General features: G+C 62.1%; 9 protein-coding genes. 7 read left to right on the top strand and 2 right to left on the bottom strand.

Features of this window, described 5'->3' with window-relative positions; translation table 11 throughout:
* Window positions 1-15 precede the first annotated feature (15 nt).
* The 6 genes from KY496_RS16410 to KY496_RS16385 all read left to right on the top strand — a co-directional run bounded on the left by KY496_RS16410 (window position 16) and on the right by KY496_RS16385 (window position 9410).
* Window positions 16-2208: an EAL domain-containing protein gene (locus KY496_RS16410; protein WP_071363730.1), complete on the top strand. Its 2193-nt coding sequence runs from the start codon at window positions 16-18 to the stop codon at window positions 2206-2208.
* A gap of 6 nt (window positions 2209-2214) precedes the next feature.
* The gene (locus KY496_RS16405; RefSeq protein WP_184239887.1) at window positions 2215-3798 is read left to right on the top strand and encodes a tetratricopeptide repeat protein; all 1584 of its coding nucleotides are present in this window, start codon (window positions 2215-2217) and stop codon (window positions 3796-3798) included.
* A gap of 104 nt (window positions 3799-3902) precedes the next feature.
* On the top strand, window positions 3903-5132 hold the full coding sequence (locus KY496_RS16400) for a putative DNA modification/repair radical SAM protein (protein WP_005664860.1): 1230 nt from the start codon (window positions 3903-3905) through the stop codon (window positions 5130-5132).
* Window positions 5129-6691, top strand: coding sequence for a UdgX family uracil-DNA binding protein (locus KY496_RS16395; RefSeq protein WP_219865128.1), 1563 nt, complete (start codon window positions 5129-5131; stop codon window positions 6689-6691). The genes KY496_RS16400 and KY496_RS16395 overlap by 4 nt, the downstream gene beginning before the upstream one ends.
* Window positions 6692-6836: 145 nt before the next feature.
* A complete protein-coding gene (locus KY496_RS16390) occupies window positions 6837-7832 on the top strand; it encodes a TraB/GumN family protein (protein WP_229520295.1) in 996 nt (331 codons plus the stop codon).
* 312 nt (window positions 7833-8144) lie between these two features.
* Window positions 8145-9410 carry a tyrosine-type recombinase/integrase gene (locus tag KY496_RS16385; RefSeq protein ID WP_219861582.1) on the top strand — a complete coding sequence of 422 codons (1266 nt, stop codon included), beginning with the start codon at window positions 8145-8147 and terminating at the stop codon, window positions 9408-9410.
* Here the strand turns inward: KY496_RS16385 and KY496_RS16380 are convergent.
* Entirely contained in the window at window positions 9388-10326 is a 939-nt protein-coding gene (locus KY496_RS16380) for an IS5 family transposase (protein WP_219861580.1), read from the bottom strand. The genes KY496_RS16385 and KY496_RS16380 overlap by 23 nt on opposite strands.
* A 44-nt stretch (window positions 10327-10370) precedes the next feature.
* Complete coding sequence (locus KY496_RS16375; protein ID WP_229520294.1) at window positions 10371-11684, bottom strand: Fic family protein; 1314 nt, start codon at window positions 11682-11684, stop codon at window positions 10371-10373.
* A gap of 944 nt (window positions 11685-12628) precedes the next feature.
* Between KY496_RS16375 and fliE the strand changes: the two genes are divergently transcribed.
* On the top strand, window positions 12629-12985 hold the full coding sequence (gene fliE / locus KY496_RS16370; RefSeq protein ID WP_219861578.1) for a flagellar hook-basal body complex protein FliE: 357 nt from the start codon (window positions 12629-12631) through the stop codon (window positions 12983-12985).
* Window positions 12986-13016 lie beyond the last annotated feature (31 nt).

The following is a 13016-nucleotide window of genomic DNA, read 5'->3' as shown; positions in this document are numbered from 1 at the left end:
CCAGTCACCGCCACCATGCTTCCCGGCGAACCCGCTCCCTTCTCCCAGACCCTCGAGACCGACAGCCAGCCACGCCTGCTGCTGGTCGACGACGAGCCACGCCTGCTGTCCTCGCTGTACGAACTGCTGCAGGGACGCGGCTACCGCCTGGTCACCGCGCCGTCGGGGACCGAAGCCCTGGCCCAACTGTCCCGTCAGCACTTCGACCTCGTCCTGCTCGACCTGCGCCTGCCCGACATCGGCGGCCACGAGATCATGGACTTCATCAACGAGAGGGGCATCGACGCCGACGTCATCGTGATGAGCGGCGAGATCGGCATCGACGCCGCGATCGGCGCGCTCAAGCGCGGCGCCTACAGCTACCTGCGCAAGCCCTACAGCCGCGAGGAGCTGCTCTCCACCGTGAGCAACGCGCTGCAGCGGCGGCGCCTGACGCTGGATAACGCGCGCATCGCGAACCAGCTCGAGAACTCCGAGAAGATGTACCGCTACCTGGTGGACTCGTCGCCGGACATCATCTATACGCTGAACCACGAGGGCCGCTTCACCTTCGTCAACGACCGCGCCTACCAGCTGCTCGGCTACACCCGCGAAGAGCTGATCGGCCAGCACTACTCGATCCTGGTGCACGAGGAAGACCTGGAGCGCGCGCGCTACGTGTTCAACGAGCGCCGCGTCGACGAGCGCGCCTCGCGCAACGTCGAGCTGCGCCTGAAGTGCCGCGGCGGCAATGGCCACGACCGCACCTTCAACACCACGCTGATGACGATCTCGCTCAACGCGATCGGCATGCACGTGCCGGACCAGGAAGTGAAGAAGCTCGAATTCTTCGGCACCTATGGCGTGGCGCGCGACATCACCGACCGAAAGCGCGCCGAAGAGGTCATCTCCTACCAGGCCTACCACGACATCCTGACCGACCTGCCGAACCGCATCCTGTTCAAGGACCGCCTGGGCCTGGCCGTGATCCAGGCCAAGCGCAAGCAGACCGAGCTCGCGGTGATGTTCATCGACCTGGACCGCTTCAAGCTGGTGAACGACACGCTGGGCCACGTGAAGGGCGACGAATTGCTGCAGCAGGCGGCCAGCCGCCTGAAGGAATGCCTGCGCAAGGGCGACACCCTGGCGCGCCAGGGCGGCGACGAGTTCACCATCGTGCTGCCCGAGCTGCGCGATCGCGACGACGCGCGCATGGTGGCGGATAAATTCCTGGAAGTGCTGCAGGACCCGTTCGACCTGGACGGCCACGAGGTGCACATCTCGGCCTCGATCGGCATCGCGATCTATCCGAAGGATGGCGAATCGATCGACGAGCTGCTGCGCCACGCCGACATCGCGATGTACCAGGTCAAGGCGCTGGGCAAGAACGGCCACAGCTTCTACCACGACTCGATGCTCGAAGTGTCGCACCAGAAGATCGCGCTGGAGCAGGCGCTGCGCCGCGCGCTCGAGCACGACGAGCTGGAGATGTTCTACCAGCCGCAGATCGACGCCATGACCGGCCGCATCACCGGCGCCGAAGCGCTGATGCGCTGGAACCACCCGACCCGCGGCCGCCTGTCGGCGGGCGAGTTCCTGCCGTTCGCCGAAGAGAACGGCCTGATGCTGCCGATCTCGGACTGGATGATCGGCGCCCTGTGCCGCGACATGCTGCAGTGGAATGCGATCGGCGGCAGCGAGATCCGCCTGTCGCTGAACCTGTCGCCGCAATACCTGGACCGCGGCGACTTTTTCGAGAAGATGCGTGGCGCGCTGGCGCGCTACGGCATCTCGCCGCAGCAGATCGAGGTCGAGATCACCGAGAACATCTGCATCCGCAATCCGCAGTATGCGATCGAGCAGCTCAACAAGCTGTGCCAGTTGGGCGTGTCGATCGCGATCGACGATTTCGGCACCGGCTACTCGTCCTTGTCGTACCTGCACCGCTTCCCGATCCACACCGTCAAGATCGACCAGTCCTTCGTCAAGGAGATCCACCAGGAAGACGGCCATTATCCGGTGATCCTGGCGATCATCTCGATCGCGCGCGGCCTGGGCCTGAACCTGATCGCCGAAGGCGTCGAGACCGAGGAGCAGGCGCGCTACCTGCGCGCCAACGGCTGCCTGACGATGCAGGGCTACCTGTACTACCGTCCGATTTCGCTGCAGGACTTCATGGCCGCGCTGCGCACCCAGTCGGGCGCCAGCCTGCGCGCGGTGCAGGCCTGACCGAACATGCTCGACGCCCCGCTGCAATCGAGCGCCACGCCCACTTACAGCGCTGCGCATTCCGCCGAATTCCTCCGTGTGAAAGCGCAGGCCGAGCGCGGCGTGGCCCAGGCCCAGCACAGCCTGGGCTTCATGTACGTGAGCGGCCAGGGCGTGCTGAAGAACGACGAGCTGGCGGTGGCCTGGTACCGGATGGCGGCGGCGGCGGGCCTGGCGCAGGCCCAGTACAACCTCGGCGTGATGTTCCAGAAGGGCCAGGGCGTCGAGCAGGACTTCGGCCAGGCGGCCCACTGGTACGGGCGCGCGGCCGACCAGGGTTACGCGCCGGCCCAGTACAACCTGGGCTGGCTGTACGCGAAAGGCCATGGCGTGGCCAGCGACGTGGGCCGGGCGCTGCACTGGTTCAGCCAGGCGGCGGACCAGGGCGAGCCGGGCGCGCAGCACAACCTGGGCATGATGTTCGAGACCGGCAAGGGCGTGGCCCAGGACCAGGAAGCGGCGCTGCACTGGTACCGGCGCGCCGCCGAGCAGGGCTATGTGCGCTCGCAGTACAACCTGGGGCTGCGCTACGAGGCCGGCCAGGGCGTGGCGCGCGACGCCCGCGAAGCGCTGGCCTGGATGCGCAAGGCGGCGGAGCAGGGCCATGCGCCGGCCCAGTTCAACCTCGGCCTGCGCTACGACAAGGGCCAGGACGTCGAGCAGGACAGCCGGCAGGCGATCCTGTGGTACGGCCGCGCCGGCGAGCAGGGGCATGCCAGCTCGCAGTTCAATCTCGCGCTCATTTACGACACCGGCCACGGCGTCCCGCGCGACGAAGCGCTGGCCCTGGCGTGGTACCGGCGCGCCGCAAACCAGGGCCATGCCGGCGCCCAGAACAGCCTCGGCATGCGCCATGAACACGGACAGGGTGTGGCGGTCGACGCGGCGCAGGCGGCCGCCTGGTACCGGCGCGCGGCCGAGCAGGGGCTGCCGGCGGCCCAGTACCACCTGGGACAGTTGCTCGATGCCGGCAACGGGGCCGAGCAGGATCCGGCCCAGGCGACACAGTGGTATCGCAAGGCGGCCGAGCAGGGCCACCTGCGGGCCCAGTTCGACCTGGGCCTGCGTTTCGAGGCCGGCAACGGCGTCGAGCAGGACAGCGCGCAGGCGCTGGCCTGGTACCGGCGTGCGGCCGGCCAGGATTACGCGCCGGCCCAGTACATGGTCGGCGCGCTGCTCGACCGGATCGAAACCGGCGACCCGGCCGAGGCGACCGACTGGTTCCACAAGGCGGCCGACCAGAAGCACGCGCTGGCGCAGTTCGAGCTGGGGCTGCGCTACGACTGCGGCAAGGGCGTGGAGCGCGACTACGAGGCGGCCCATTTCTGGTACCTGTGCGCCGCGCGCCAGGGCCATGCGCGGGCCCAGTTCAACCTCGGCGTGATGTATGCCACCGGGCAGGGCGCCCAGCGCGACCTGGTCGAGGCCTATGCCTGGCTGCACCGGGCCGGCGGCGCCGGCGTGGCGGCGGCCAGCGCCTACCTGGCGAAGCTCGCGGGCCGGATGGAAGCGCAACAGTTGTCCCAGGCCGAGCGCTTGATTTCGGTTTGATGTCCCGTATTTGAACCGTCGGCGGGCACACATGCCTGCGCCAGCGCACCGTGCGCGACTGCACGCCGCGTTATACTGTATGTCCATACAGTCACGCGCGCGCGATGGAACTCAACGACAAGCTCGAAATCCTGGCCGACGCGGCCAAGTACGACGCATCCTGCGCCAGCAGCGGTGCGCCCAAGCGCGGCTCCGAAGGCAAGGACGGCCTGGGCGCCACCACCGGCATGGGCATCTGCCACAGCTATACGCCGGACGGCCGCTGCGTCTCGCTGCTCAAGATCCTGCTCACCAATTTCTGCATCTACGACTGCCAGTACTGCATCAACCGGCGCACCTCGAACGTGCCGCGGGCGCGCTTCGCGGTCGATGAAGTCGTGAAGCTGACCCAGGATTTTTACCTGCGCAACTACATCGACGGCCTGTTCCTCAGCTCGGGCATCATCCAGTCGGCCGACTACACGATGGAGCAGCTGGTGGCAGTGGCGCGCCAGCTGCGCGAGGTGCACCAGTTCCGCGGCTACATCCACCTCAAGACCATTCCCGACGCCGATCCGCTCCTGATCCAGGAGGCCGGCCGCTGGGCCGACCGCCTGTCGGTGAACATCGAGCTGCCGACCCACGACAGCGTGACCCGCCTCGCGCCCGAAAAAAGCGTCCACACGATCAAGCTGGCGATGGGCTCGATCCGGCGCAAACTGGACGAAAAAGCCGAAGAGCCGAAGGCGCCGGCCTTCGCGCCGGCTGGCCAGAGCACGCAGATGATCGTCGGCGCCGACGCCAGCGACGACCACACCATCCTGAACACGGCCGAGACGCTGTACGGCAGCTACAAGCTCAAGCGCGTGTATTACTCGGCCTTCAGCCCGATCCCGCACAGCCCCGGCAGCGTGCCGCTGGCGCCGCCGCCGCTGCTGCGCGAGCACCGCCTGTACCAGGCAGACTTTTTATTGCGCGGCTACGGCTTCACGGCTGGTGAACTGATGCCGCAAACGGGCAACCTGGCACTGGACGTCGACCCCAAGCTGGCCTGGGCCCTGGCCAATCGCGAGCACTTCCCGATGGACCTGAACCGGGTGGATGCGTCGCTGATCCCGCGCATTCCCGGCATTGGCCTGCGCAACGCCAAGCGCATCGTCGAGCTGCGCCGCCTGCGCCGCATCCGCTGGGAAGATTTATCTCGCCTGCGTTGCAGCCTCAAGAAGCTGGCGCCCTTCGTCGTCACCGCCGACTACAAGCCGGCGCAGGGCGCGACCAGTTCCGAGCTGCTGCGCAAGCACATGGCCGATGCGCCGCAGCAGATGAACCTGTGGCCCGAATTGCAGGCGGCATGAGCGCCAGCGCCGGCGCGGATGCCAATGCCAGCGCCGCCGCCCTCGCCGCGACCGCGGTGGCGAGCGTGCGCGCGGGCCAGCCGCTGCTGGTGGACGGTTTCACCGCATGGCGCGCGGTGGCGCGCGAATTGCTGCGCGCCGGCGTGCCGCCCGAGGCGGTGACCTGGGGCGCGCCGGGCGCCGACCTGTTCTCGGGTGCGCCGGCTTCCCAAGCTGCTGCGCATAATGGGGGCGACCTCCTGGCGACTCAAGCGGTTGAGCAGGAGCCTTCCAATGCAACGGCGCCAAGGCCGCATGTCCCTCGCTCCCTGATGGAGATGCTGCAGACCGCCGCCTGCTACCGCGATCACGACCGCTGGGCCTTCCTGTATCGGGTGATCTGGCGCTGGCAACAGGGCGAGCACGACGTGCAATCGCCCGCCGATCCGGACGGGCAGCGGCTGCACGTGATGGTCAAGGCGGTGCGGCGCGAGGTACACGATATGCACGCCTACATCCGATTCCGTGAACGGCCGATCGAGGCCGGCGCGCCCCATTTCGTGGCCTGGTTTGAACCCGCCCACGACGTCCTGCCCCAGGTGGCCGAACATTTTGTGGCGCGCATGGGCAAGGTGAGCTGGATGATCGCCACGCCCGACGCCAGCGTGCTGTGGGACGGCGCCACCTTGCACCATACCGGCCCGCTGATGTCGAGCGCGGCCGACCTCGACGATGCGGGCGAGGCCCTGTGGCTGACCTATTACCGCAGCATCTTCAACCCGGCGCGCCTGAACACGCAGGTCATGAACAGCCACATCCCGTCGCGCTTCTGGAAGAACCTGCCGGAAGGCGCGCTGGTGCCGTCGCTGGTGAGCCAGGCCGGCCTCGGCGCGCGCCGCATCGGCCAGGTCGAGGCGGTAGGGCGGCGCAGCGGTCGCACGATCCCGATCGAAGCCGAACAGGCGCAGCCCGAGCGCCAGCAGCCGTCGAAGCTGGACGAGTGCCGGCGCTGCGACCTGTGGGAACACGCGACCCAGGCGGTCGGCGGCGAGGGGCCGAAGCACGCGCAGATCATGCTCGTCGGCGAGCAGCCGGGCGACCAGGAAGACCTGGCCGGCCAGCCCTTCGTCGGCCCGGCCGGCAAGCTGCTCGACCGCGTGTTCGAGCAGGCCGGCGTGGAGCGCAAGGGCGTCTACATCACCAACGCCGTCAAGCATTTCAAGTGGGAGCCGCGCGGCAAGCGGCGCCTGCACAAGACGCCGGCGCAGAAGGAGATCGAGGCCTGCCACTACTGGCTCGAGAAGGAGATCGCCACCCGCAAGCCCAAGGTCATCGTGGCGATGGGCGCGACCGCGCTCAAGTCGGTGCTGCAGGCGGGCAGTGCGACGCTCAAGGACAAGCTGGGACGGCCCATACGCCATGGCGACAGCTGGGTGGTGACGATCTACCACCCGTCGTACGTGCTGCGCGTGCCGGACGAGGCGTCCAAGCACGAGGCGTTTTCGGTGATGGTCAAGGGCTTGAAGCTGGCGCAGGAATTATTGGACCGGCCAGATGTGCCGGAGCCGCCGGAAGGCTGACGTATGCATGATATGCGCCGTTCATGTAATTGAAACAGCCGTGTTACAGCGGCTTCGCCGACGCTGCCATTGGCGTAAGATCTGGCGATTCCCATCACCGGATCATTTCATGAGCAAACTCGCCGTACCTGCTTTCTGCATATGCATGCTGACCGCTCCCGCCTGGGCGCAATCGGAAGATGTGGCTGTCCAGGCGCAGGCTGCCGTCGATGTCGCCGACAGCGCCGCCGAACCGGCGCCGGAGCAGATCCACGTCGTGGCCCAGCGTCCCGGACCGGGCATGTGGAAGGTGTCGAAGGGCGAGCACGTATTGTGGGTGTTCGGCATGTACGGGCCGGTGCCGAAGGACATGCAGTGGCGCTCGCAGCAGGTCGAAAATGTCATCCGGAATTCGCAGGAATACCTGTCGGCGCCAAGCGTCTCGGCCAACCCGGGTTTCTTCAGGGGGATCACGCTGCTGCCAAGCTTCATCGGCATGCGCAAGAATCCGGATGGCGCAAGCTTGCGTGACGTGATGCCGGCGGAAGAGTATGCGCGCTGGACCGCGCTCAAGGCCAAGTATTTGCCGGACAACGACGGCGTCGAGCGCGAGCGCCCGATCTTCGCGGCGGAGGTGTTGTCGAACGCCGCGCGCAAGCAGGCGGGCCTGGTCGACAGCCACGCGGTGCGCAAGCCGCTGCTGGACCTGGTCAAGAAGGCGAAGTTGAAGGAGACCGCGTCGACCTTCCAGCTGCCGATGGACAATGCGCGCACGGTGCTGAAGAACTTCAAGAAATCGACCCTGGGCGACGCCGCCTGCCTGGCGCGCACGATGGCCACGCTGGAGCAGGACATCGAGGCCGCCAGCCAGCGCGCCAATGCCTGGGCCAAGGGCGATATGGATGAAATGCGCAAGCTGGACTTCGCCACGCGCGAAGAAGCCTGCTTCGGCGCCCTGATGAACAGCGCAGCATTCGATGCCGAGCCCGAATTCAAGAACATGAAGGTACGGGCGGAGGCGATGTGGATTGCTTCTGCCGAGAAGGCGCTTGCGGCCAATGCCTCGACCTTCGCCGTCCTGAAGATCGAGGATATCTTCGACCCGAAAGGGGTGATCGCGGCGCTGGCGGCGAAGGGGTATGCGGTCGAGCAGCCGGATTGATCCGGGGCAGGCGCGGGAGGGGCGGAAAATTGTCAAACCGTCCCAAACGCGCGTAGAATGCTGGCAACGCGGGTGTAGTTCAATTTATATTAGATGAAAGCTGTTCACAACCCGTAGCGTCAATTTCCCTCTTGTTTACCTAACGTCCCCTCCAGAAACGCTCCTATGCTCCAGCAGCGAGCAATGCTAAATCCCTAGTCACGCCTCCGTGGTGCTGTCGATGATTTTTTGTTCACGAACCCGCTGCTGCATTGATTGGGTAAGGGTGCCGTTGTAGAATATGTTCATTAAAAAACCTTTATTTAGGCCTTAATGATCACTGTTACGCTAGCTGTTGAGTTGCCAGAAAGCAATGATCTCTTACCTTGGGCGTTGCCGAAGGGATTTCCGATTCTTCTTGACGATGAGTTACAGCAAGTCATAGAGCCAGCGCTGCACTATCTCATAGCAAAACATCTACGCAAGCGAGGTCGCGCACGATGGAATCTTGGGTCTGCCAAGGCCGAAGCATACGATTTGCGTAGCTGGTTCGATTTTTTACAGCACCTAGACGTTGATTATGGCGCCTCAGGTAAGCCATGGGACCTAGCCAACGAAAACGACTATGTCGAGTATCGAGAACAGCTACATGACCTGATAAGCAATATCACCCATCGGCCTCTTGCGGACAACACGATCAGGCGTATGCAAATCACTGTCGAAAGCTTCTACGCTTTTGCGATTGGCCGGGGCCTCTATCAAGGCGAATTCCTAGAAAATAAAATTAAAAAAGGGCGTTCACGCCCAGCTGAGTCAGATGCGTTACTTCACACGAGAAGTGGCAGGCGCAACGTGGGAACCCCTGCTTACCGAGAAGAAACTGGTCCCCACAATGAAGTTCATGCATTGACTGCAGAGGAGTGGAATTTAGTTTCACGAAGCTTAGGTCCATTGCCGTCTGAGGCCAGCGAGATTGGAAGCAGATCGCGTGATCGCCTAGCTGCTGAGCTAAGCTGTGGCACCGGTTTACGTGTCGATGAAGTTGCTCAGATCTCGATAAATCAAGTACTTGATCTAGACGCAAAATGGCGGCGCCTTTCTGAAGAAGACCGCCTAGAATCCTACGTCGATCTTTACCTAACGAAGACTAAAGGTTTGAAGCCACGCACGGTTCTGGTACCTGGATACCTAGTCCCAGAAATAATGCTGTATTGTGAAAATGAACGTCGAATCGCAGTTGATGCCGGTAAGGCTATTGCAAATAAAAGAAAAAAAATTTTTAGAGAGCCGAGATCATTGTTCGTAAATAATGCAAATGCCGGCTTCAATGCTGGCAATTTGATTAGGCCATCATCACTATCCCATGCCTTTAGCGTCGCATGTCGAGCATGCGGATTACTTACCAGAATCACAAGAACCGATCCAGAAACCATGGAGTTATATAGCGAAACGGTTTCAGCTCATTCGTTCCATGATCTACGACACACCTTCGCAGTTTGGAAATATACTGACGCAAAAAACAGGGCTTTGTTGCATAAATCAGCAGAGTTCGTAATTCCCCAAACCCCAGGCGGAATTACGGCATGCTCACCGCCATAGTCGTAGGCGTGCCCAACCGGGTGAACCGATTGAGAATGGCGGCACGGACCTGTAGTTCCGCGACCTGACGGTCGAAATCACGTGCCATAACGCGTTCACTGAGCAGCTTGAAACAACGCATCTTGGTCTCGACAAGGCTGCGCCGGTGATAGCCGCTCCACTTCTTCCAGATTTTCCTGCCCAGTAGACGCGTGGCCGCCAGGATGGCGTTGCGGGCTGTGGCGCCTGGACGCCGATCCTTCCATGGCTTGGCGTTCTTACGAGTTGGAATAACCGCTTGTGCCCCACGTTGCGCGATCGCTTCATGACAGTCTTTGGTGTCGTAGGCACCATCACCGCTGACGCTTGCGACGGTCTCGCTGGCGGGAATTTGGTCGAGCAGGTATGGCAGCATCTGCGCATCGCCTGTGGCGTTGTCGGTCACTTCAATGGCCCGGATTTCCAGCGTGGCCGCATCAATGCCAAGGTGGACCTTACGCCACTGACGACGATAGTCGGCCCCATGTTTTTTGGTCTTCCACTCGCCTTCGCCCAGCATCTTAATGCCCGTGCTGTCGACTAGGAGGTGCAATCCGGTTACAGTCGGCTGCGCTCCGATCGTTACCGGTAGATATTTCTGGCGCCGGCTAACGGTGCTGAAGTCAGGCACCTGCCAGTCCAGGCCAGCGAGCTTGAGCAGGCTTTGCGCCATGCCCATCGCCTGGCGCAGGGCCAGATTGAACAAGCCCTTGATGGTCAGGCAGAACTGGATTGCCGCCTCGCTGTACTTCGGTCGCCGGCCCCGCTTGCCGCTGGCACTGCCGTGCCAGCGCATGTCCTTGTCCAGCCAGATGAGCAGCGAGCCGCGCGCCTTCAGCGCCGTGTTGTAGTCTTTCCAGTTGGTCGTTCGGTACTTTGGTTTTGCTGGGGCAGTCATGTCGTCAGTTTACCCCGCACCCACGCTAGACCGCTGAACGGGGCCTATTTGTGCAACAAAGCCACCTCAATGGTGAGCCGAATGACCTCGCCAATATATTCCGTCTGGTGTGTCAGGTCAGGGTAGCGCCAGGTCGGCATCGCATCGTCATAGGCGTTGAAATGGAAATTCGATCGAACGCCGTCCGCGCAAATGTACTCGGCGCCGAAGTGGTAGTTGTCCCGGTACTTGGCCAGAAGAGGGCGCGATAGCGTTTCGAGCGCGCGATCATATCCGGCACGCTCTTTCGTCTTGTTCGTAATGGTGGCCGAGATCGGCAGTATGAAGGGATCAGGCACCGCACCGTCGCGGCGCAGCACGTCATTCACCAGGAAGCGGGAGATCCGGCCATTACCGTCGATCATCGGGTGAATGTAGACGAATCCGAAGGACGCTAGCGAGGCACGTAAGATGGAGGATACGCCAATCGTCTTGGACATGCTGCGTCTCAAGCCATCGAGCAGCTCGCCGGCGCGTTCCCAAGGCGGCCCAATATAGTCGACGATATCGTCGAAGCCGTGCGTGTGTCCGACGATGACGGGAGACTGACGGACGCCGTAGCGCGTGGCTGCGCCCAGGATCTCCGTCTGCAGCTCGGTAAGCGTCTCCAGGAGGAGTGGGTCATCGGTCTGCCCGCATCGGCGCTCCATCACCGCAGCGAAGCGCTTCACGCGGTCGACCTGCTTCTCCTCATGTTCGATTGCAAACGACGCTCGGCTTTCCTTAATTGAGAGCCAGACGGCGCTGCGCATCAGGATGTCGGTGCCAAACTCAACTTCCAGAAAGTCTAGCGCCACTGCACAGTCGTAGCGTTCGACCGCCCGCACGGCCTCGGTGCGGCGGATGGTAGGGCAGAATTCTCGGGTGCCAGGCAGATTGTCCCGAACGCGCCAGCGTTGCACGTTGACAGATCGGGGCGCCACGACAAATTCCTCGGCGTCCAGCGCGTCAATGTAGTTTCCGGAAGGTGCGTCTGGTACACCAAGCTGGCGCGCGGTCAGCCATTCAAACAGGAAGCCCGCGCGGCGTGCGTAGGCGCCGGTCGGCTCGCTGCGAATCCAGTCTTCTAGAACCTGCTGGTCCATGACATTGAAAAGGCGCGCCAGGAACTCGAGGTTGACTAGCTCGTGCTTTAAGCCGAAAGTGAGATGAGCAGCAATCGTCGCATCGGGCCTGGCCGAAGCGCTATAGGTCTCCTCCCTAGTTGGGTTCACCACTGTTCGGCGCGATGTGCCGATCTTGCTCTCTACCGAAAACGGCTGGACCGGCTCGATGTTGAGGTGCTGTGCTACCCACTTAAATCCTACGTAATCTGTCATCTTTCGTATAAATCACCGATTTTTTGAATAAAAAGTAGTGTCGCACAAAAAAAACGAATAGAAAATTGCACTCAATGAATTTATTTCTCGGCTAGATGCGTGTTGCACTGGTGTCAGAAGGCTTGGCGAAGCCCCCACGCTACCTTGCTCTGCGCGACGGTGAGGAAATACTACTAGTTCAAGACACAAGAGGCATCAATCTACACTAGTCACGCTGATCCTAATTGCCACGTCGCGCGGCTTCAGGACATCGAAGACGCGTCTGCAAGCGCTGCAGTACAACGTCGAGCAAGAGCAGCCCGCAGCCCCGCGCGGAAACTCTTGGAAGCCAAGCAAGACCGGCAACCCGCAACTACGCTCGGCAACGATTCTCTACCAAGCTAATGACACCAGCAGGTCATGCACCAAGCGTTGCTAGTTTGTCAGTGCGCTCGGCGTCAACCATACTCGCATTGTCAGGAACGCAGGTAATGAGTGCTCTAAGTGCAGCGCCGGTAGCTTTGCTCACGCCTGCCGTGATTTAGCGTTGTGGATAGCACTGTGCGATTGCGTAAGCCAGCCGAAGCCGAGATGCCTCGCGTTGCCGGCAAGCCATACGCCGATTGGCTACTGAGCGGCGATTTCACTTTTAGGTCGACTACTTTTCGCCGCCTCATGCCGTCGACCTGCTTGCTGGGGAGAAGGGGACGCTACGGACAGAGGATTGAACCGTAAGCGCGGCGCGATAGCGAACGGAAAGTGGTGCCGCGCCAGCACGAGAGCCGTTGATAGTGCTTTGACGTTCCGCGAACACAGCTAGAGGGGCGGGCTTTGGCAACGCGCGCTACTTTGGAAGCGTTTAACACCCCCTTAACAGTCCATTTACTATGATCTTGAATGGGGCAAAGAGGCGAGTGTCAATACGCCTCCTGATTGCTAACGGGTGACAATGTTCAGGGAGACCTATGAATATCGGTGGTATCGATAGTAGTCGCATCCAAGCCATGATGGAGCAATTGAAGGCCGCTTCGAGTAAGCCTTCACTCACCGTTAACCCGGTGTCCACACCATCTGCCGTCGACAGCAAGCCAGCAGTCAAGGTCGATTTTGCGCAAACGCTGCACAACACGCTCCAGGCGGTAAGCGATCGTTCGGCGGAAGCCCGGGCAATGAGTCAGCGTTTTACTGCAGGTGACAACTCGGTCAGTCTTGCGGACACAATGGTAGCAATGCAGAAATCAAGCATCGCTTTTCAAGCAACTGTTCAAGTACGTAATAAGGTAGTTGCCGCTTACACTGACATCATGAATATGCAGGTATGAGTGAGCATAGTAAATGCATCCCTCGCTTTGC

The organism is Massilia sp. NP310, assembly GCF_019443485.1.
In the GTDB taxonomy this organism is placed as follows: Bacteria; Pseudomonadota; Gammaproteobacteria; order Burkholderiales; family Burkholderiaceae_D; genus Telluria; species Telluria timonae.
Note: the sequence above shows the minus strand (reverse complement) of the source record. Positions and strands in the feature narration are given on the sequence as shown.